Genomic DNA, 20,727 nt, shown 5'->3' with positions numbered 1-20,727 from the left:
GGACCCGGTACGGGACGTAACTCGGCTTCTTGTGGAAGTGCCGGTACCCGATTCCTGTGACCGCGGGATGCCTTGACCGATGACCGTCAAAGAGTATGGTCTAGACCAAGCGGGGGTGCGCCGCGAAACCGTCGACTGCCGGTGCCCCCACGGCCGGTTGTCGTGCTGTGCGGATGCCCCCCTTCATCTCGCTCCGCCCAGGCAAGCACGCGCGAGGAACGCGCGGGCTTCCACACGAAGGAGTCGCCATGAAGAGGAAAAAGAGGCTGGCCGCTGTCATCGGCGCGGGAATCGCCCCGCTCCTGGCCGTGAGCCTGCCGACCGGCACGGCAAACGCACACGGCTACATCTCCTCACCCCCGAGCCGGCAGGCCCAGTGCGCCGCCGGCATCGTTCCCTGCGGTCCCATCAAGTACGAGCCGCAGAGTGTCGAAGGGCCCAAGGGCCTGATGAGCTGTAACGGCGGCAACGCCGCCTTCGCCGAGCTCAATGACGACAACAAGGGCTGGAGGGTCACCTCCGTCAGCCGTACGACCAGCTTCACCTGGCGCCTGACGGCACGCCACGCCACCAGCACTTGGCAGTACTACGCGGGCGGCAGGAAGATCGCGGAGTTCAACGACGGCGGCGCCAGGCCGGGAGAGACCGTCACGCACCAGGTGAACTTCGGTGGTTTGACCGGGAAGCAGAAAGTGCTCGCGGTGTGGAACATCGCCGACACCGCCAATGCCTTCTACGCCTGCGTGGATGTGAACATTCGCTGACAGAGAGGCCGGCGACGGGCTTGGGCAAGGCGCAATCGGCAAGCGGGGGCCGTGGTGGGCGGTGTGCCGCTCATCACGGCCCCATCCGAACTCCCCTTTCCGCCTCGGTCGGATGTCGACGGAAGGGCACACGGGCAACCGCCTGTTGCGGCGGCGCGTGGGTGCGAGCCACCGTCCGGGGCTGCCCGGTCGAGCGGGAACCCACCACAGGACTGTCGAAGCGCCCGCCTGTGCGTCCGAGCGGTCCCCGAATCAGCGCGCAGAACCCCCCTCTCCGAGGGGAGGGGATCATTCGGGAGAAGGTGGCCGGCCCCTCTCGTGCCGCATGCCGAACGCGGAGTATGCGGCTGAGGTCGGCGCGGTCGGCAATGCACCGAGCGCCGTCCCGTGGGCGATCGGACCGCGGTTTCCGAGAAGGGAGTGGTGGTGCCCTGTGATGCGGCGGCGCAGCCGGCACAACGCATCAGGGCGAGCTTCTCGCTGAACCGGTTCCTCCCGCTTTGCGGTCCTCCGCATGAAAGACGTGTCGAAACCTCGCGACGGCGTTGTCCGCGCCCTCCAACCTGGTCTTCGGTCAGGACCAGGCCGTCTGCTTCCTCGCCCACGCGCCGTCGGCACCGCGTCGGCCGCCCTGGTGAAGGCGGCCGACGCCCGCTGGGGACCGGTGAGTGCTTCCGGACCGCATCGAGCGGACGGGACCACCGGTACGAGGGCCACCGCTGTCTCGGCCGGTGCCGACACATCACTCCGACCGTGCTCGCCCACGACTTTCCGACCGCTGCCACCGGCACCACCCGCGCGGTCAACCGTCCTCGGCCGAGGGTCCGGCCGGGACACCGGGCCGGGGTGGTCCTCCGCCACAGTGGTGCGGCCGCCGGGCCGCCGAAGGCCCGGCAGCGGGGCGGCGTCGCGAAGAGGAACGTCGCAAGGAGGAGGCAGAGTGACACACGACCCGGTTCCGCTGCACCGGCTCGACGTGCCCACACCCCATGTCCTGCCGTTCGCCATCGGTACCTTCGACACCATCGGCCCGCTGTCGCGGGCGGCCTTCCCGCACCGGCACGTCTTCTACGAGATCGTTTACATCACCAGCGGCCGGGGGGCACACGTCGTCGACATGGTGCCCTGGCCGGTGCGTCCGCCGAACCTGTGCCTGGTCGTTCCCGGACAGGTGCACCACTGGCAGGGGGCCTCGGGTCTGGATGGGTGGGTGGTCCTGTTCACCGACGACTTCCTGCTGGCGCATCCGGAGGACCGGGATGCGCTGCGGGCACTCAGCGAGCGGCCGTGGATGTGTCCCGCCCCCGACGAGGCGGCCGGGCTGGCGGCGCTGTTACGGGAGCTGGAATGGGAGTACCGCATGCGAGCCGACGGTCACGCCACGGTTCTCCAGGCTTATCTGCACGTACTCGTCGTGCGGGCGGGCCGTCTGCCCGGCCGATTGGCGCCCGCCCCGGCGGCGGGCTGGGTGGCCGGACTCGTCCGGGACTTCGATGAGCTGCTGCGATACCCCGGTGCGAGGGGGTGGTCGGTGCGCGAGTGCGCGGCATGGCTGGGAGTGTCGGTCGGCCACCTCACCGAGGCGGTCAAACGCGTCACCGGCCGCACACCGGGACAGCTCCTGCGGCAGACACGGGTGCTGGAGGCCAAGCGTCTGCTGGCGAGCACCGAGCTGACGGTCGGCCAGGTGGCCCGCCAGACGGGTTTTGCGGACCCCGCGTACTTCTGCCGCTTCTTCAAACGAGAGACCGGCACCAGTCCCGGTGCGTTCCGCCGCAGCACCGCCCGGAATCACCACGGTCACCGAAGTATGTCCATCGCCCCTCCCGAAGAACCCAAATAAGTTCAGACCTGCTCGTGAAAGGTCCGTACTAGCCCTGACTTTCAGGAGAAACCGTGGCAGAGGACAGCACCCCTCGCCCCCAACGGCGTCCGGCCACCCCCAGCCGCAAGAGCGTCCTGAGAGGAGCCCTGCTGGCCACCGGCCTGCCGCTGTTCCTCGGCGGCGCGCCGGCGCTCGCCCGCAACCTCAGGCCGTCCGCAGGAGAGCAACTTCCGTTGACTCCGTACTGCGACGACGGTGACGACCCGACACCCCCGCAGATGGAGGGCCCGTACTTCAAACCCAACTCGCCGCGGCGCTCCTCGCTGATCGATGCCGGCACACCGGGCACACGACTGACCATCAGCGGTTACGTGTTCGGACCGACGTGCCGGCCGCTCCCGAACGTCCTGCTGGATTTCTGGCAGGCGGACGTCAACGGTGCCTACGACAACACGGGGTACCGGTTCCGGGGCCATCAGTACACCGACGAGCAAGGCGCCTTCAAGCTGGCCACGATCGTCCCGGGACTGTACCCAGGGCGCACCCGACACGTCCACGTCAAGGCGCAGGCTCCGGGACACCCCGTGCTCACCACTCAGCTGTACTTCCCCGGCGAACCGCGCAACAGCACAGACACGATCTTCGATCCTGCGCTGCTGATGACCGTACGGCCGGTCGGAGCGGCACGGGAGGCTACTTTCGACTTCGTCCTGAACGTGCCCCACACTCCTCCGCCCTCCCCTCCCCCCGGGGGCACCTGGCGCACCGGCGTCGACTACCGGCCCGGCGCTCGGGTCGAGTACGGCGGCTTCTCCTACGAGTGTCTTCAGGGCCACCTCTCGCAGCCGGGATGGGAGCCACCGAACGCCCCTGCCCTGTGGCGGAGGATCTGACCCGTCCACTCGTGCGCTTGCGCCCCTCCGGCACAGGGGGGCGCAAGCGCACGAGCACCCGGCCGAGCCCGACCCGGACGGGCACACCGTCGACGCCGCCCTCGCCGCGCTCTTTCCCGGCGTCACCGAATTCCGCACCCGCACGGCAGGCACTCGGAAACACCGCCCTGTACCGCCCGCTCGGTACCCCCAGTCCCGCCGACCCGGGCCGCCGATCCTGGCGAGGCGGTCGCGCCCCGCCTGCCGATGAAGCAGGGGAGCGGGCGGTCCCACACGTCCTCCCCCTATCTCGAGGTTCGCTCCGGCCGCCGCCGTGGCGCGGGCCTGGAGCCGGGTGCGGGTGATGTTGGCGTCGTAGCCGGTGTGCCGGGAGAGGATCTTGCCGGTGGCCTCGCAGATGTCCGAGCAGTCCATGGTGGCGCGGATGCACTTGCGCAGCTCGGAGATGCAGCGCTCCATGGCCCCGCGGTCGACGCCGCCGAGATCGGCCGGTCAGGTCCGCAGCATGTCCTTGACCATCGTGGTCATCGCCACCGCCTCTCTTCCGTCCACCAGGCCGGCGACCGTGCCGCACCGGCCCGTGCGTGTTACGCCCCCCGGTGGCCCGATCCCACCACGGACAAACACGTCACCGGCCGGAGCCCACGACCGACGCGGGACGTCCGCCCCGGAACCGAAGACGCCAACGGCCCGCACTCTGGTCTGTACCAATAGCGCTCCCGTGTATTGCCTGAGGCCGAACGGGTGGCCCAAGCTGTCCGGCATGGACCTGGAACTGCGCCACCTGAAGACGATCCGGGCGATCGCCGACGCGGGCAGTCTCACCCGGGCCGCCACGGCTATGGGACTGGCCCAGCCCGCGCTGAGCACACAGCTGAAGCGCATCGAACGAGCTCTGGGCGGACCGCTGTTCTTCCGGGGGCGGAACGGAGTACGACCGACCGCGCTCGGTGAGCTGGTGCTGGACCGGGCCTGCGTGCTGCTGCCCGCGGTGCGCCAACTCCAGGAGGAGGCGGCGCGGTTCGCGAGGGCATGGGAGGGCATGCCGCGTTTCCGCCTCGGCGCCACGCACGGACCGCTGTTGGGCGGGCTGGTGGACCGGCTGGAGGCGGCCCACCCGGGAGTGGCCGTGACCACGCGGACCTCCTGGTCGGAGCGGGAGATCGCCTCGCTGGTGCTCGATGGCCGGGTGGACTTCGCGCTGGTGGGAACGTGTGGGGAGAGTCCGCCGCCGGCGGCGGACCGGCTGGTGTGGCGGTGCCTGGCCGTCGATCCGGTGTTCGTGATGCTGCGCCGGGACCATCCGCTGGCGGACCGGCGGGTCATCGAACTGGAGCGGCTCGCGGACGAGTCCTGGGCGGACGTGCCCGGGGACGGCTGCTTCGCGGACTGCTTCACCGCCGCCTGCACCCGTGCCGGCTTCACTCCCGCCCGGGTCTACGAAACCGACCTCGCCTCGTACGTCCACCTGGTGCAGGTGGGACGTGCGGTCGGGCTGTGTCGGGCGACGTTTCCGCCGACCCCGGGAGTGGTGACCCGGCCGCTGGCCGGCACGCCGCTGAGTTGGCGGCACCTGATCGGCTGGTACCCGGGCTCGCCCGCCGCGGACGTCGCCACCTCGGTGGTCGGGCAGGCCCGCGCCGCGCACACCGAGGCCGCCGCGCGCAGCACCACCTACACCGCCTGGCTGGCGGACCATCCCGGCTTCGGCACCGTGTCCTCGACGACCGTCTGACCCCGCACGCCGCCGCCCCCGAACGGTCCGGAGCACCCTGGCCGGCTCCCTGCCCCAGGCCCCCATAACGCCGTGGGAGGGGGCGAGCTGACAGCTCTTCACCCGATGTGTCCACAGCTACGGTTTCGGACACCCCAACGAAACCGAGGAGACACACATGCTCCACAGACGCGTCATGGGTTTGTGCGCCGCCGCTCTGACGGTCGGCGCGCTCACCCTGGCCGGACTGCCGGGCACCGCGACGGCCGACCCCGCCCCGTACTCGGCCGGGGAAATCCCCTCGGCCCTGGAGGCGGTTCCGACAGGTCTGCTCAAGGCCATGCAGCGCGATCTCGGCCTCACCACCGACCAGGCGAAGGATCGGCTGATCAACGAGAGCAGGGCGGGAGCGACCGCCGGCGCGCTGCGGCTGTCGCTCGGCGACGACTTCGCCGGTGCCTGGGTGAAGGGCGCCTCGGCCACGACACTCACGGTGGCCACCACCGACGCCTCCGACACGGCCGCGATCACCGCCCAGGGTGCCCGGGCCGAGGTCGTGGACCACAGCCTGGCCGAACTCGACGCTGCCAAGACCGCACTGGACAGGGCCGCGAAGAAGCACGCCACCGTCGCGGCGCCGGTCTGGTACGTCGATGTGAAGACCAACTCGGTGACCGTACACGCCTCGAAGCCCTCGGCCGCGGAGTCCTTGACAGCCGCCGCCGGCGTCGACCGCGATCTGGTGCGCGTGGTGAAGTCCGCCGAGCGACCGCGGCCGCTGTATGACCTGAGGGGCGGCGACGCGTACTACATGGGCGGCGGCGGACGCTGCTCCGTCGGTTTCCCCGTGACCAGGGGCAGCACGCAGGGCTTCGCCACCGCCGGACACTGCGGCCGTACCGGCACCACCGTCTCCGGCTACAACCAGGTCGCGCTCGGCGCTTTCCAGGGTTCGTCCTTCCCCGGCAACGACTACGCCTGGGTCGCGGCCAACGGTAACTGGACCGCCACTCCGTACGTGAAGACCTCCAGCGGCACCGTCCAGGTCACGGGCTCCACACAGGCGGCGGTGGGCGCCTCCGTCTGCCGGTCCGGCTCGACCACCGGCTGGCACTGCGGCACCATACAGCAGCACAACACCAGCGTGACCTACCCCGAGGGCACCATCACCGGGGTGACGCGCACGACGGTGTGCGCCGAGCCCGGCGACTCCGGAGGCTCGTACATCTCCGGCAACCAGGCCCAAGGCGTGACCTCCGGCGGATCCGGAAACTGCCGCACCGGCGGGACGACGTACCACCAGCCGATCAACGAGATTCTCTCCGTGTACGGGCTGATGCTGAAGACCTCCGCCGGAACTCCGCCCACCGATCCGCCCGGCGAGGACCCGGGCGGCACCTGGGCCCCCGGCCAGGTCTACAGCGCCGGTGACCAGGTGACCTACGGGGGTGCCACCTACCGTTGCCTCCAGGGCCACCAGGCCCAGGCCGGGTGGGAGCCGCCGAACGCGCCGGCGCTCTGGCAGCGGGTGTGACCCCCATCCGAGCCACTCCTGGACCGCCCAGGTGCGCGGGCGGGTAAGCGTCCGGAGGGTGCTCGAGGGAGCGCCCTCCGGACGGTCCCGTATGCCGGCCCGGTCCACGGGGCATCCCGGTCGGCGTGCGGTGCCACCCCGGTGACCTTGCTGCCCCGGGGGCCCGGACGCGGACGCCGGCCCGGCACACCCGGCTCCACCCGTCCCCGCTGTCGCCTGCGCTTCATGCCCATCGGGCCGTCCTGGCCCAACCCGGTGGACGGTGGTTCGCCGAACCGACGAACCAGCGGATACGGCGAGGCGTCCACACGACCGGCCAGGTGCTGGAGAAGGACAATCCGGTCCCGGATCACCGGACGGAACACCGAGCCGCGGGCCCGGCGGTGGTGCACGAGCCGGCCGAAGGTCCGCTCGACCCCCCAGCGACGTCGACGCCGAGGCGGGCGCCGCCGTCGATGGCTCCGATGCGGTGGCCGGTGTCGGTCCAGACCGTGGTGACCTGCGGGTGGGCATCGGCGATCCGCGAGAGCAGGTGGATGTCGCCGGCGCTGTCGGACACGTTCGCCACGGTGACGAGCACGGCCGGCAGCGGGCCGAGGGTGCCCACCTCGAGACGGCGTGTGCGGCCGGCGATCTTCTTGCCGGCGTCGATGCCCTGCCCGATGATCGGCACGTTCGCGGAGGTCTTGACGCTCTGGGCGTCGAGTACGCAGGCGCTCGGCTCGGCATCACGCCCTTCGGTTTCCCGTACGAGGCGGCGAAGGAGTCCGTGGACGGTCTCCCCGGGAGGGAAGTCGTGCGGGAGGTGGCGCCAGGGGACGCGGTGCGGCCCACGGAGAGGATGGCGTCCATGATGCGGCGCAGGTCGTGCCGGGCGGGCGCCCGATGCCCAGGGCCCCGCTGCGGCGCTCGGTGCGCCGGGCGGTCGGCGTGGGTTCGATCGGTTCCCTGCGGGCGTCGGACAGGTCGCTGGGGTGAAGCCTTTCGCTTTCCGAGCGCGAGCGGTCCTCACCGAGTGGTGGTGGCGTACTGCTCCGACGACAACTCGAACACCCGTACTCGCCGACCACAGGTGGGATTGACGGTCTCACGGACCGGATGCATCCCCAGTTTGGTCATGACCCGTTCGGAGGCGTCGTTGCCCACTTGAGCGATGCTGACGAGCCGCTCCAGCCCTCGCTCTTCGAACCCGAACCGTACAGCGGCCGCGGCGGCCTCGGTGGCCAAGCCCTGCCCCCAGTGGGAACGTCCCAACCGCCAGCCGACCTCAACCGCCGGCAGTACCTCGGGCAAGAAGTCGGGCACCGACAGGCCGGTGAACCCGGCCAGTTCGCCAGTGGACCGGATCTCCACGGCGAACAGGCCGAAACCCTGTGACTCCCACTCGCTCTCCCATGCCTGGATCCCGTCGCGAGTCTGCTGTTCGTCACGGACGCTGCCGTCACGGATCCACCGCATGACCTCGGGGTCGGCATTGATGGCAGCCATGGGCGCAACGTCTTCCTCGCGCCAGCGACGCAGGATCAAACGGGGAGTCTCAAGCGTGACTATCCAGTCATTCTGGATCGCACATGGGCTCTCCACCATCCTCACCAGGCACTTTCAATACACGCCCGCAGAACGTGTCCTCTGTGGGAGGCGGATCAGTCGCTGGTGGCAGACCAGGGCGGCGGCCAGGCCGAGGAAAGCCAGGTGGCTGCGGGGACGGCGTTCGTAGCGGAGGTTGAGTCGACGGTAGCCGGCCGGCCAGGAGACGGTCCGCTCGATCACCCGGCGGCGTCGTCCCAGTCGTTCGCCGGACTCGATTTCCTTGCGGGCGATGCGCACGCCAATCCGCGACGGTTCGGGAGAGATCGAGGAGGCCGGCCCCGCCGCCGCGTGAACGGCCCCGGCCGGCACCCGGTACTCCGGCCGGGTCCCCCTTCCCGGTGCCGCTGACGGTTGGGCCCCTGGGACCCGTGAGACGGCCCGTCCAGTGCCGCCACAGCGATGATCACCGAGCGCGGAGTGATGCTCCGGTAAGTTGCGAAAGAGGTGTATGCGGGCGATCAAGGCGAAAGGGTCCGGCGGTGCACGACGACGAAGTCCTCGACCTGTTCCAGCGCTGCTCCAACCGCGGCCGTTGGGGACAGGACGACCAACTCGGCACCTTGAACTACATCACCGACGCCAAGCGCCGGCAGGCGGCGCACTTGGTACGCCGGGGCAGGACCGTGACACTGGGTCGGGATCTGGCAACGCGCACCGACCAGGCCGACCCGGACGCCGTGCTGCACCTCATGCTCAGCGATCCGCACCTGCCGATGGCCGCGGAGGGCTACCTGGGCATGCGGATCCACGGCTTGGGCACTCACCTCGACGCACTCGCCCACGTGCAATGGGAAGGCACCTGCTACAACGGAAGGGCGGCATCGGAGGTCATCGACCGTGACGGCCTCGCCTTCGCCTCCATCCACGCGCAGCGCGACGGGATCTTCACCCGTGGGGTGCTCCTGGACGTCGCCCGAGCGCGAGACGTGCGGTGGGTCGAGCCCGCCGACATGGTGACGGTGGAGGACTTGGAGGCCGCCGAGGAGTGGGCCAACGTGCGCGTGGAAAGGGGGGACGCCCTCTTCGTCCGCGTCGGCTTGGACGTGCTCCAGTCCGCGACGGGATTTCGCGACGTGTCCGAGCGGGCCGGGCTGGACGCCCGGTGCGTCGAGTGGTTTCACCGCCGCGAGATCGCCGTCTTCGGAGGCGACTGTGTGGAGAAGATCCCTTACCCCAGCGCTCGGTTTCCCCTTCCCCTCCACCAGATCGGCCTGGCGTCGATGGGGCTCGTCCTGCTGGACTGGCCCGAGGTCGAGGAGCTCGGGACCGTCTGCGAGGAACTTGGGACATGGGAGTTCCTGGCCACCGTGGCACCACTGCCCCTGCCCCGGGGAACGGGCTCCGCGGTCAACCCCCTGTGCGTGTTCTAAGACCGTGTCCTAATGGTCCTGATGCGATGAGCCGGCCGAGTCGCTGGTGGCAGTACAGGGCGGCGGCGAGGCCGGGGAATGCCAGGTGGTTGCGGGGGTGGCGTTCGTAGCGATGGTTGAGCCGGTGGTAGCCGGCCGGCCACGAGATGGTGCGTTCGACGACCCAGCGACGTCGTCCCAGCCGTTCGGCGGACGATCCTGCTAACGCGCCACGCGGTAGCGGAGGTAGACGACTCTCGAGTTGAAGGTGCGGGTCTCGACGAGTTCGAGATCCACCCGGCGCTCGCGTTGAGGAAAGAACGGAATGCCACCGCCAACCAGCACCGGGTAGACCATGGCCCGGTACTCGTCGATCAGGCCCAACGCGGCCGCCTCGGCGGCGAGGGTCGCGCCGCCGATCGCGATGTCGCCCTCCCCCGGCTCGGCTCGCAACCGCTCGATCTCCTCCGCCAGGCCGCCGGAGGCCAGGCGGGCATGGCCCCGCACCGCCGACAGCGTGGTCGAGAACACCACCTTCGGGAGCGGCTTCCAGAGCGCGGCCCACTCGAGCATGGAGTCGTCAAGCGATGGATCCTGGTCGGCGGTCTCCCAGTACAGCATCGTCTCGTACAGCCGTCGTCCCAACAGGTGGACGCCGACCTCTCGAATCTCGTCGATCCAGAAGCGAAAGACCTCCTCGTCGGGCACCGTCCAGTCGAAGTCGCCGTCCGGCCCGACGATGTAGCCGTCAAGCGAGACGCTCATCGAATAGGTCACGCTGCGCATCAGACGTCCTCCTCGGTAACGGGTTCGACAGTACGACCGCCGGACGCCGCAGGACTCATCGCGACTCGCGGGGTCCCCTCGGCCGAGTCACCTCACGAGATCATTTCGTTGAGAAAACCTCAGTGGGGCGGCGGGCCCGGGAGCCGCGGTTTCGGAAGAGGGAGCCCCCGGGCTGGTGTGGACGTCATGCCGCTGATGGCGTAATGGCCGGTCGGGCCGTTTGGCCGCGTCACGCTGTGGGCCTTCGGCCTTGATCACGGTCGTGTCAGGGGCCCGAGGGACGCAGGTCGCGTGACTCGATCGCCGGCTTTTCACCGGAGAGAAGAACGGGCAGAGGCGCAGAGTGGTTCAGTCCCATACTCGCTTGGGCCGCCCCCCCCACCTCCTGGGCCGGGGGCACGGGGGGGTGATCCGGTACTCCGGTCCGATTGCTCAGGGTTCCTGCCTGCGCGGCATTGTTCCTCGGCCTGTACGGCGGATCCCTTTCCCCCAGCCGGCACAGGGTGCCGTGTACGCGGGGCTCCTGCGGGCGAGCGAGCCGGCGCGGGTGACAGCGACGCCGTCCATCGGGGCAGCATCGTGCCGCCCTGCGGGGTGGTGCACCGTAGTGGAGCGTCCTGGACAGTTGTCGGCGTCCGTGGCCGGCGGCGCGGCGCCGGAGGGGCGCAGGGGTACCCGGACTGTGGGATGCATGGCCGGCCGGTCCAGGGAAACTCCGGGGCTACGGAGGACCGTCACAGGCGGGCGCAGTGCACGTTGCGCGGCGGTCGGCGAAAGGGGCGTCCGGAAATGAGCGCGAAGGGAGCTTTCGGAACCGTTCACGGCCGGACAGAGCAGGTGGGAGACGTCTCCTCCGCTCCGGGCGGGCTGCTGGACGTGCCGGGTGTCGCGGCCGTCGCCCTCGATGCGGACGGGCGGATCGTGCTGTGGAGCCCGCAGGCCGAGGCTCTGTTCGGCTACACCCCCCAGGAGGCGCTGGGCGCCGGTACGCGGCCCGGCTGCTGCTCGAGGAAGAGCACCGGGAGCAGGCGATCGAGCTGTTCGCCCGGGTCATGGCGAGCGGCGGGAGCTGGGCCGGCGGTTTTCCCGTCCGGCGCAAGGACGGCCACACACGGATGGTGGAGTTCCGCAACATGCGGCTGGAGGACGGCCGAGGGGACCGCTACGCCTTGGGCATCGCCACCGACCAGGCCACGCTGCGGGAGGTGGAGCGGGGACCGGCGCTGTCGATGCGCCTGATCGAGCAGGCTCCGATCGGGCTGGCCGTTCTCGACACCGACCTGCGGTTTGTGGCCGTCAACCCGACGTTGGAGCGGATCAACGGTCTGCCGGCCGCCGACCACATCGACCGGCGCCCTCACGAGGTCCTGCCGCATCTGGACACCGACATCGAATCCGTGATCCGCCAGGTGCTGGAGACCGGAGTCCCGCTGCTGGACCGGCCCGCCGTCGGCCGCACCGCGGCCGACCCCGACCACGAGCATGCCTGGTCGGTCTCCCGCTACCGGCTGGAGGACCCCGGCGAACGGATACTGGGGGTGGCCGCCTCGATCGTGGACGTCACCCGTGGACGTCACCGAACGGCGCCGGACGGGGAACGAGGCGGCCCGGGCCCGGCGGCGACTCACCCTCATCGCCGACGCCTCCCTGCGCATCGGGACCACGCTCGACCTCGAGCAGACCGCCCGCGAGCCGGCCGAGGTGTGCGTGCCCGACCTCGCCGTCGAGGTCGGCGGCGACTGGTTCGACGCCATCCCCCTGGCCGGTGACAAGACCGCCCTCGTGGTCGGCGACGTCATGGGCAGCGGCATCAACGCCGCCGCCACCATGGGCCGGCTCCGCACCGCCACCCGCGCCTACGCCGACCTCGACCTCTCCCCCACAGAGATCCTGGAACGCCTCGACCACACCACCACCCGTCTGGAGGAGGCCATCGCCACCTGCGCCTACGCCGTCCACGACCCGCACCGCGCGCGGTGCCGCATCTCCCTCGCCGGTCACCTGCCCCCCGCCCTGGTCCGCCCCGGCCGCGCCCCCCAACTGCTCGACCTGCCCACCGGCGCACCCCTCGGTGTCGGCGGCATCCCGTTCCAGACCACCCCCTTTGATCTGGGCCCCGGTGACCGGCTGGTGCTCTACACCGACGGCCTGGTCGAGACCCGAGACCAGGCCGTCGATCAACACCTGAACACCCTCCTCGGCCTCCTCGACGACCCGGAGCGTCCCCTGGAGGAGACCTGCGACCGGCTCCTGCACGCCCTGCGCCGCCCCGACGACCACGATGACGTCGCCCTGCTCGTCGCCCAGGTCCGGCCCCTCCCCGACCACCAAGCCTCCCGGCCCTGACGCGCCGAGCGGTGTCCGCGCGGGCCCGTTCGCGGGCGTCGGCCGGCCGGGTAAGGACCACCATCGGGTGGTCGAGCACCACGCCGGTGGTGTCCGTCAAAGCGGAACGAGCTCACACGTCGGACCGAACGTCCCGGCCACGGCAGTAGACTGCCAGGCAGCGAGCCGAGACTGGCGGCGGTGCCACAAGGGGGCGGATGTGGCGGGTTCAGCTGGTGCGACGGAGGGCCGTGCCGCGCTGGTGCGGCGGTTACGGTCGAGTGAGACTGCTGTCTGGTCGGCGGCGTGCCTGGCGGGCTGGGGCGTGTTCTTTCCGCTGCTCGGGCCTTGGCCGGCACTGGCCGGTCTGGTGATCCCCTTCGCTGTCTTCTTCCCGTCTCCCTCGCTTGCGGCGCTGTGGCGGGCGCGGAAGGGCCGAGTCGCCTTTGCGTGGTCGTGGCGACGGCTGATGCGCGTGCAGACGCTCGCGCTGCCGCTGACCGCACTGGCCTTCTCCTGTGGCGTGCTCGTCGTGGCACCCGTCGACACCCTGGCCTTCTGGATTGCACTCGTGTCCCTGCCGGCAGAGGTTGCCGCGTTCGCTGTGTGTGGCGCGGTCGAGGTGCGTGTGGCAGGCGTCCCCGCCGATCGAGAGGGAACGAGCCCCAGGCTGCGCGCCGTACGGCCGTCCGTGTCGTCTCTCGTTGTTGTGGCACTGCTCACCGCCGTGGGGTCCGGGGTGTGTGCCTGGGTGGTACGAGACAGCGTGCGGACGGTGATCGCGGGAGCCAGTGTGCCTGTCTCGGATCAGGCCGAGAGCATCGCGCGGTGGATCGACGCACAGGTCGCCTCGAGTGTGTTCGGACCGACGTACGATCGGCAGTGGTACTGGGCGTTCCTGGTGGGCGCCGCCGGTCTGCTGGCCACCGGCTGCTGCCTCCTGCTGCGGAACGCGCTCCTGCAGGCCACGAGCGAGACCGACCCGTTCCACGGTGTTCCCGGGGCATTCGGGATTCCTGCCGAGCCCACCAGCAAGGTGTTTCTCAGCTACTCCCGCAAGGACTCCGCCTACGCCCGCAGGTTGTGTGCCCGTCTGGAGGAACGGCTGGGTGAGCTCTGGGTTGACTGGCAGGCCATCCACCCTTCTGAGGAGTGGCGCGAGGCCATCGCCGAAGCCATCCGCACCTCGGACGCATTCGTTGTGCTGCTGAGCCGGGACGCCCTGATGTCCCCGTACTGCTGGGACGAGTGCCGGCAGGCGATCGAGCTGCGCAAGCGAATCCTTCCCGTGGTGATCGACCCGGAGCTGGAGCGCGGCAGCACGAGCGGACTCATGCGGGAGCGCGGTTGGGGAGAGCTGACGGCATACCAGAACCTGTCGTTGGTGGAACCCGACGAGGAACAACTCGCCCAGGGCATCGAGGACATCGTCGCCTTCGTCCACCAGCACCACCGGTGGGTGGCATTCCATGTTCGGCTCGGTGTGCTGGCACACCAGTGGTGGGAGGGAGGCCGCAGCGATGGGCTGCTGCTGCGGGCCGACGAGTTGTCCGTGGCCGAAGCGTGGCGGCGGCGCACCCCGGATGAGGAGAATTTCCACACCGGGCTCACCGAGAAGCAGAGGCGCTACCTGGAGGCCAGCCACAGCTCCGTCCGGCGGCGCACGCTCCGCGTCCGGTCGGCCCTGGCCGCGGGCACGGCCGCGATCGTCGGCCTGTCCGGGCTCGTCGCTGCCGGACAGGCCGACGCGGAGGCCCAGTACCGGGCCGCGCTCTCCCGCAAGTTGGCCGCCATGGCGGCCGGCGACGTGTTCGGCACCAATCCGGAGAGGGCGCTGCAGTACGCGTTGGCCGCCCGAGGACAGGCGGACACCGCCGAGGCACAGAACGTCATCGCCGAGCAGCTGGCCAACTTCAACCGGGTGCGCACCGTCGTCGCCCCGGGTGACGGTTCCGTGGACGAACTGGTCCTCAGCCGGAAGGGAGACGTCCTCCTCATCGCCCGCGGGGACACCACCGAGGTATGGGACGTGCAGCGGGCCCGGAGCCGGGGGCTGCTCCAGGGCAGTCCGCTGTGGTCCGACCGAGGCGGCGCCGGTCCTCTGTCGGCAGACGGCCGGACGGTGGCGTTGCTGGTGGACGGCGGAGCACGTGTCGATCTGGTCGACACCAGGACGCTGCGTGTCAGGGCCGGCTTGTCCGATGTTGAAGAGGGTCGCCCGATGGACCCGAGCGGAGGGTTGAGTCCGGATGGTGAGCTTCTGCTGGCCGGCTCGTTGCCCAGGCCCTCGAACGAGTCCGTCAACGTGGTGTGGGATGTGCGCCGTCATCGCATCGTCAGGAAACTCACCTGCTTCGTTGAGGGCATGGCGCCCTCGGGGCGGAGGGTCCTGTGCAGGGACGGCGACCGGTTCAGGCTCATTGACCTCATGACCTCCGAAGCAGAGACCATCGAAGCCGGCAGCTCCTCTTTCGTGGGCTTCACTGCCGACGACGGGGTGCTGCTCAATGTCTCGGGCGAGGCGCGCATCTACGAGTGGGGAACGGCACGCCCGCGGGTGCCGGTGCCTGGCATGGCCGTCGCGTCTTCGGTGGACGGCGGCGCGGCCTTGTTCAAGGGGCGCTACGCGGTGTTCAGCGCCGACGAGGAACGGTTCGAGCTGTGGGACCTTGAGGAGCGTCGACGCATGGGGGCGGCGAGCAGCGTTGAGAAGGCGATCGACCTGCGCAGAGGCGAAGGCGCACCGGAGTTTGAACCCGCCCGGTCAGGCGCCGAAGCAGAGACGGCCGACGGCTCGCTTGTCGCAACCGCTGCCGTCGACGGATCCGTCGTGATCTGGGAGAAGAGCGGCACCGGGCGGATCAGCGAGCGCCTGCCGGTGCCCGCGAAGGAGGGTTTCTACGCGGTCAGCCCGGACGCGCGGACCGTGGCTTCGTCCTCCGGCCGGACCGTGAGCCTCTGGGACACCGGTACAGGTGAGCGCACCGGGGACTTCCGACTCGGCGAGCCCGGAGGCATGCCTGCCCTCAGCCGGGATGGCACGCTGCTCGCGGTGGCCACGGGGCTCGGTGAGGGTCGGCTGAACGTGGAGGTCTTCCGTGTGCGGGACGGCCGGCGTGTCTCCCGATTCGAGGCGGGGAACGACGCGAGGAACCACATCGCGTCTCTGATGTTCTCCCCCGACGGCAAGAAGCTGTATGCGGCATTGACGGGGCAGTGGAGGGTGGTCGCGTGGGACGTGGCGGATTCTGGTGAGGAGCCTCGTACGGTGGCCGAGACCGATGGCTACGCCGACCACGCCACTCTCAGTCCCGACGGCACAAAACTCGCCGTCACCAGCCGCAACGAGAACGTCGGCCTGTGGGACACGGCCTCCGGCGCCCGGTTGCGTGTCATCCGCGATGCAGCCAACGCGGCGTTCAGCCCGGATGGAAAGACACTGGTCACCACAGATCTCGCGTCCCGGTCCGTCTCCCTGTGGAACGTGGAGAGCGGGGAGAAGATCGGCAGCGACATCGTTCCCGGGTCCGGGGCGTCCCGTGTGCAGTTCAGCCCTGACGGGCGCCGGCTCGCAATTGTGGGCAGCCCGGACGGCGGGCTCGTCAGTCGCCTGCCGGTCACGTTGTGGGACCTCTCCAGCCGCCGACAGGTCGGCCCTCGGGTGGCCGAGGTGGACGCCTGGGCGACTCCGGGTTTCACCCCGGACGGAGACCGCGTCGTGACCGCCGGGCACTACGGCACGACGGTCGCCGATGTCACGGCGGACGGATGGGTCTCCTCGCTGTGCGGCATGGTCACCCGCCGGCTCAGCACATCGGAATGGCAGGATGCCGCACCCGGCGAGCGGTTCCGCTGGCCGTGCTGACCGGGTCAGCCCACCGTCCAACGAATCATCCACGCCTCGTTCTGCGCGGAGATCACGTGCTCGCACTCGGCCACGAACCGGTCGGCGGCTTCCGGTGTCAACTCGGGCTCGGTCGACCACCGCTCCAGCAACCGCTCCAACTCCTCCGCAGTGCGTGTGAACTCCAGCTGCTGGTAGGCGTATCGCTGCCCAAGCGCGTGCGCGGTGACCGCCACTCCGATCGACGCTGCGACCGCCACCCACGCCGCGATCTGCCCCACGTCCCACGTAGCGGCGACCGCCGCCATCACCGCCCCGAGCCCGCCCAGCGCCAACTCGATCCGCTCGTGCTGCCGGACCTTGCGGTGCATGTACGCGGCCCGCGGCCGGTAGTACCCCTCCAACTGCCTCCGCAGCCGCTGCTCCACGTACGACGCCTCGTCCCGGACCTCGGGCAGCGGACGCTCAACAGCCGTGATGCCCGTCGTGTACCGCAGCAGGTCCTCTCCGTCCGCCACGAACCTACGGGCCCGCTCACGCAGCAGATCACCGCCGCTCTCGTTCCCACGGTAGGCGCCGACTCCGGCCAAGTACACGTACGACTCGGCCTTGAGGGCCTCGGAGACAGCGCGCAGCCGAGTCCAGTCGCTCACCCTGTCGGGCCCGCCGCGTTGGCCCAACAGCGGCGCGCATCCGGCGGCGACCGCGGCGGCGAAGGCCAGCGTCCTGCCCACGACCTCGTTCCACATCAACGTCTGGGACGCCGCGGTACCCAGCGCCGCCGCCATCACTCCCAGCACCAGGGCTGTCGCCCGGGCCCGCACCACCTGCTCCTTGAGCCGCCCCGCGGCCTGAGACCACACACTCTGTTGATCCCAAACTGCGGATATCGCCGCATCCTGTGAGATCCGCGCCACACAGTGGATGATGACAGGGCGTAGAGGCCTTCGCCAAGATGGGTTGTATTGGGGGCTGTTCCGGTCCGGTGAACAGGATCGGGCCTGCACCCTACGCGACAGCGTGGGCGGTTCATCCAGTGCCTTACCGGCCGCGGAGCGCGCGAGAGGAGTACACCGTGTCGGCCCGGACCACCTCCGGCCTGGTCCGAGGCCGGCCGCGGCGGCGGGGCACCCCCAGGCGGGCCGGCACCTCGGCGAAGGCGGCACGTCACCCGCCCGGCCGGCGGCGAGCAGCGGTCGTCGGCCGCGAGGGATCCACGCGGTCGGTTCGCCACGGGTGCCCTTGCCGAGAACTCGTCCGCCCTGGTGGGAGCCGGTATGGGGGGTGCCGACCGCGGTCGCCCGCGCCGGCGCCCTCACGCGGCTGTCGGTGAGCGCGGCAAGACGATCGGCCGTGCCGCCGCCACTGGCCTACCCGAGTGCGGCGAACGCTTCCGCCATGCGGCGCCTGCCGCCGAGCAGCGCACGGGACGCGGACGCGGAGATCCTCGCCCCGCGCCACCAGATCACCGTGCGGAGCGACAACCGGGCAAGAAGGCACGCTCCACCGCCGTCACCACCTGCTCGGCCACCGCCATCCTGGTAGCCGCCCTCTCCCCCGCCCGGCAAACAACCCGCAACTCCCAGCAGCGCCCTCCGTTTCCCTGAAGTTCACCACAAAGCACCCATACCGCCATATCCAATCCGCCACGCTTGCTTTTCCTGGCGTCGTCCAGCCGCACCGCCAGGCCCCTGCACACCGGCGGGTCTGCCTACCTCGGAGCCGAGCGTGACCATCACCATCCGCATCACCCTCCCCGACCTCACACCCAGCCCGGACACCAAGCGCCTGCTGCACAAGATCGTCCCCCTTGCGGCCCCCGCGCTGCTCACCGCGATCGACACCAGCGGCATCTCGCTCCCCGCCCGACTCGTCCTGCACACGATGCTCAACGCCGCGCACGACGCCGTGCGCACAGGTCCGCGGCACGACTGCCGCCCCGAAGCCTGTTCGTAAGAGGTTTCCCAACGAACAGCGCGTCCTTGAGCGACTCTGTCGGGGATCTTGAGATCCCAGGGCAAGACTGCCGGCGGTTCGGAACACTTCGGGTGGTTCGGTGCAGCCCTGTCTCCCCGAGGTGACCGGTGTCCGATCGTCCCCGGTCCGGCGCGGTCGTGCCCGAGCTCACCGCTCGGCCTTGACCAGCCGTCTGCCCACCGCCTTCACCGCTCTGCGCCCTCCGGACACCTGGCTGATCTTCCAGCTCCATCCGGGCCCCGCCGGTATCAGCGTGCGAATCACGCCCGCCCCGCACCCCGTCCTCCGACACTCCAGCCCGTTTTCCCACCTCCCCGATCGGGGTCGCCGGGGCCGCCCCACCGGCCGAACCCCTCCGCGTGGAATCCCTGTACCACCTGATGCACGAGGTCAGTCCGCGTACACGACGCTCAGGCACAGAACCGCAGACGGCACGACGGACGAGCCGAGCAGCGTCAGCACTGCCGGGACCGCCGCCGTCAACCGCCCCCTGCCCTTGCGCCGGCCCGAGCGGAACACCACGCGGGCCAGGACGAGCGGCAGCGCCACGAGAACGAGGAGGGTCACCGGCACCAAGAGCCCACCCGACGTGGTGGTGCCGGCGTTGGTGACCAGGTGCCAGGCGGTTGCGCCGAAGACGATTGCCGGGCCGGCCAGCAGACCGAACGAGAGGACCGACGCCACGGCAACGGTCAATCCTTCGGTCACCCGCTCGGCACGCGTACGCTCCCGGCGCACTTCCGTCATCACGCTGCCCCCCCCCATGCCCATCTCCCAGATACCGCAGTTCGGTGTCGCCTGTGCTCCGGTGGAGCCGCCCGGCCCGTGACCAACAGGACGACAGGACGACAGGACGACAGCGCCAGGGTCTCCAGGACCGCGGACACGATGATCTCATGGGCCCACCGGCCCGTCGGCATCCTCTGCGCCTCCGTACAGCTCGCGTTCCGCTCGGCCGGCGGCCCGTTCCGCGGCGGGCCGCGCACCTTCTGGGCAACGCGCGCCGTCCGCCCAGCGTTACACCGTCACGCGCTTCACTCGACATCACTCGCCTCACAGGTCCGAGCCCTCGCCGCAGCGCAGGCCGACGGTGCGGAGCGGCGCAGGTGGGCGCTTCGCTCGAAGCAGCCGTCTCGGTGACCACAAGCGTGCCTCTGTGGGCGGAGTGCGGGGTGCTGATGTCCCGGCCGGGCCGGTGTGGTCTCACATCAGCCGGCCGGCGGATCTCGTGCTGTGGGAGTGCCCAGGTCTTCTTGGCGGCTCCGTACATGATCTTGCCTCGGGTGGATCAAGGCAGGCCGGCTGCCCTACTGCGAGGGCCTGGAATCAACTCGACCCCGCTCGCCTCGCCCAGTACGATCGCGAGCTTGTTGTCACTGCGGGGAGCCCATGAAATCCACGTGCGGCCGCCCCGGCATTTCCCACGCTGAGAGCAGGTTTCGCCCATGGCATGCCGTATCAGTGAGCTCGTGCTCAAGTGCCACGACCCCGAGGCGCAGGCGCGGTTCTGGTGCGAGGTCCTGGACTTCGTAGAGCTCGATCGCGAAGAGGAGGGCTGCATCGAGATCGGACCGCGCGAAGGGTTCGGCGGCCCGCAGCCGACGATCTTCCTCATCCGCAGCGACGAGCCGAAGAACGGGCATGCCCGGCTGCACATCGACGTCAACCCCACCGACCGCGATCAGGACGCCGAACTCGAACGCCTCCTGGCCGCCGGGGCCAAACTCGTCGACATCGGTCAGCCCGCGGAGGCTTCCTGGCACGTCCTCGCCGATCCGGAAGGCAACGAGTTCTGCCTGCTCAAGCGTCGCCTCGCCCCACTCTGACGGCCCTCGCCCGAACGATCGACGCAGCAGCCGCCCCACAGCCGCCAACAGGATCCGGGAACCGCCGGCTACGGCTGGGGGCACAACTCCCTTGCCGCGGAGCACTGGACCGGCCGGCTCGAATGCTCACTGGCCAAATGAAGCGCTACGTCGCACCTTTACCCAACCCGTCACCCCGGGTGGCGGGTTGGGCGGTCGAGTTCGCCGTGGTCGATGCCGGTGAACTCCACCAGCAGGCCCGGGGCGCGGCGACCGCCGTATAGCGACCCCGCTCGCCACCGTCAAGCCTCGCGACGGCAA

At 70.2% G+C, this 20,727-nt stretch carries 13 protein-coding genes and 5 pseudogenes; 10 read left to right on the top strand and 8 right to left on the bottom strand.

Going from position 1 to position 20,727, the window contains the following annotated elements; translation table 11 throughout:
• The first annotated feature begins 248 nt into the window (after window positions 1–248).
• The 3 genes from ABD335_RS21530 to ABD335_RS21520 all read left to right on the top strand — a co-directional run bounded on the left by ABD335_RS21530 (window position 249) and on the right by ABD335_RS21520 (window position 3,482).
• Window positions 249–764 (top strand): lytic polysaccharide monooxygenase auxiliary activity family 9 protein, encoded by a 516-nt coding sequence (locus tag ABD335_RS21530; RefSeq protein WP_344326072.1) that lies wholly within the window; start codon window positions 249–251, stop codon window positions 762–764.
• A gap of 940 nt (window positions 765–1,704) precedes the next feature.
• The gene (locus ABD335_RS21525; RefSeq protein WP_344326070.1) at window positions 1,705–2,607 is read left to right on the top strand and encodes a helix-turn-helix transcriptional regulator; all 903 of its coding nucleotides are present in this window, start codon (window positions 1,705–1,707) and stop codon (window positions 2,605–2,607) included.
• Between the two features lie 53 nt (window positions 2,608–2,660).
• Entirely contained in the window at window positions 2,661–3,482 is an 822-nt protein-coding gene (locus tag ABD335_RS21520) for a dioxygenase family protein (RefSeq protein ID WP_344326068.1), read from the top strand.
• A 327-nt stretch (window positions 3,483–3,809) separates the two neighbouring features.
• Here the strand turns inward: ABD335_RS21520 and ABD335_RS31040 are convergent.
• Window positions 3,810–3,941 (bottom strand): annotated as a pseudogene (locus tag ABD335_RS31040) (four-helix bundle copper-binding protein); the annotation flags it as partial.
• 304 nt (window positions 3,942–4,245) lie between these two features.
• Between ABD335_RS31040 and ABD335_RS21510 the strand changes: the two are divergent.
• Both ABD335_RS21510 and ABD335_RS21505 read left to right on the top strand, forming a co-directional pair.
• Entirely contained in the window at window positions 4,246–5,217 is a 972-nt protein-coding gene (locus ABD335_RS21510) for a LysR family transcriptional regulator (protein ID WP_344326065.1), read from the top strand.
• 157 nt (window positions 5,218–5,374) lie between these two features.
• Complete coding sequence (locus ABD335_RS21505) at window positions 5,375–6,730, top strand: alpha-lytic protease prodomain-containing protein (RefSeq protein WP_344326063.1); 1,356 nt, start codon at window positions 5,375–5,377, stop codon at window positions 6,728–6,730.
• Window positions 6,731–7,107: 377 nt separating this feature from the next.
• Here the strand turns inward: ABD335_RS21505 and ABD335_RS21500 are convergent.
• From ABD335_RS21500 to ABD335_RS21490, 3 genes and pseudogenes are all read right to left on the bottom strand, one after another.
• A pseudogene (locus tag ABD335_RS21500) lies at window positions 7,108–7,695 on the bottom strand (transposase); the annotation flags it as partial.
• 43 nt (window positions 7,696–7,738) lie between these two features.
• A complete protein-coding gene (locus ABD335_RS21495) occupies window positions 7,739–8,281 on the bottom strand; it encodes a GNAT family N-acetyltransferase (protein ID WP_344326208.1) in 543 nt (180 codons plus the stop codon).
• Window positions 8,282–8,332: 51 nt separating this feature from the next.
• Window positions 8,333–8,566 (bottom strand): annotated as a pseudogene (locus ABD335_RS21490) (hypothetical protein); the annotation flags it as partial.
• Between the two features lie 233 nt (window positions 8,567–8,799).
• On the opposite strand from ABD335_RS21490, the gene ABD335_RS21485 reads away from it, so the two are divergent.
• Entirely contained in the window at window positions 8,800–9,690 is an 891-nt protein-coding gene (locus ABD335_RS21485; RefSeq protein ID WP_344326061.1) for a cyclase family protein, read from the top strand.
• Here the strand turns inward: ABD335_RS21485 and ABD335_RS21480 are convergent.
• Both ABD335_RS21480 and ABD335_RS21475 read right to left on the bottom strand, forming a co-directional pair.
• Window positions 9,668–9,883: pseudogene (locus tag ABD335_RS21480) on the bottom strand (transposase); the annotation flags it as partial. The gene ABD335_RS21485 and the pseudogene ABD335_RS21480 overlap by 23 nt on opposite strands.
• 8 nt (window positions 9,884–9,891) lie before the next feature.
• Complete coding sequence (locus ABD335_RS21475; protein WP_344326059.1) at window positions 9,892–10,455, bottom strand: dihydrofolate reductase family protein; 564 nt, start codon at window positions 10,453–10,455, stop codon at window positions 9,892–9,894.
• A gap of 789 nt (window positions 10,456–11,244) precedes the next feature.
• On the opposite strand from ABD335_RS21475, the pseudogene ABD335_RS21470 reads away from it, so the two are divergent.
• Window positions 11,245–12,801: pseudogene (locus tag ABD335_RS21470) on the top strand (SpoIIE family protein phosphatase).
• Window positions 12,802–13,105: 304 nt separating this feature from the next.
• On the top strand, window positions 13,106–16,645 hold the full coding sequence (locus tag ABD335_RS21465; protein WP_344326057.1) for a TIR domain-containing protein: 3,540 nt from the start codon (window positions 13,106–13,108) through the stop codon (window positions 16,643–16,645).
• 5 nt (window positions 16,646–16,650) lie between these two features.
• Here ABD335_RS21465 and ABD335_RS21460 read toward each other — a convergent pair whose 3' ends face one another.
• A complete protein-coding gene (locus ABD335_RS21460; RefSeq protein ID WP_344326055.1) occupies window positions 16,651–17,487 on the bottom strand; it encodes a DUF4231 domain-containing protein in 837 nt (278 codons plus the stop codon).
• An 865-nt stretch (window positions 17,488–18,352) separates the two neighbouring features.
• On the opposite strand from ABD335_RS21460, the gene ABD335_RS21450 reads away from it, so the two are divergent.
• On the top strand, window positions 18,353–18,580 hold the full coding sequence (locus tag ABD335_RS21450; RefSeq protein ID WP_344326053.1) for a hypothetical protein: 228 nt from the start codon (window positions 18,353–18,355) through the stop codon (window positions 18,578–18,580).
• Between the two features lie 411 nt (window positions 18,581–18,991).
• Here ABD335_RS21450 and ABD335_RS21445 read toward each other — a convergent pair whose 3' ends face one another.
• The gene (locus tag ABD335_RS21445) at window positions 18,992–19,351 is read right to left on the bottom strand and encodes a hypothetical protein (RefSeq protein ID WP_344326219.1); all 360 of its coding nucleotides are present in this window, start codon (window positions 19,349–19,351) and stop codon (window positions 18,992–18,994) included.
• 695 nt (window positions 19,352–20,046) lie between these two features.
• On the opposite strand from ABD335_RS21445, the gene ABD335_RS21440 reads away from it, so the two are divergent.
• Entirely contained in the window at window positions 20,047–20,427 is a 381-nt protein-coding gene (locus ABD335_RS21440; RefSeq protein ID WP_344326050.1) for a VOC family protein, read from the top strand.
• Window positions 20,428–20,727 lie beyond the last annotated feature (300 nt).

The organism is Streptomyces macrosporus, from assembly GCF_039533145.1.
GTDB lineage: Bacteria > Actinomycetota > Actinomycetes > Streptomycetales > Streptomycetaceae > Streptomyces > Streptomyces macrosporus.
Note: the sequence above shows the minus strand (reverse complement) of the source record. Positions and strands in the feature narration are given on the sequence as shown.

Bases quoted from the DNA above. Each gene is read 5' to 3' on its own strand.
- ABD335_RS21530 (WP_344326072.1), top strand. From the start codon at position 249: ATGAAGAGGAAAAAGAGGCTGGCCGCTGTCATCGGCGCGGGAATCGCC.
- ABD335_RS21510 (WP_344326065.1), top strand. From the start codon at position 4,246: ATGGACCTGGAACTGCGCCACCTGAAGACGATCCGGGCGATCGCCGAC.
- ABD335_RS21505 (WP_344326063.1), top strand. From the start codon at position 5,375: ATGCTCCACAGACGCGTCATGGGTTTGTGCGCCGCCGCTCTGACGGTC.
- ABD335_RS21475 (WP_344326059.1), bottom strand. From the start codon at position 10,455: ATGCGCAGCGTGACCTATTCGATGAGCGTCTCGCTTGACGGCTACATC.
- ABD335_RS21440 (WP_344326050.1), top strand. From the start codon at position 20,047: ATGGCATGCCGTATCAGTGAGCTCGTGCTCAAGTGCCACGACCCCGAG.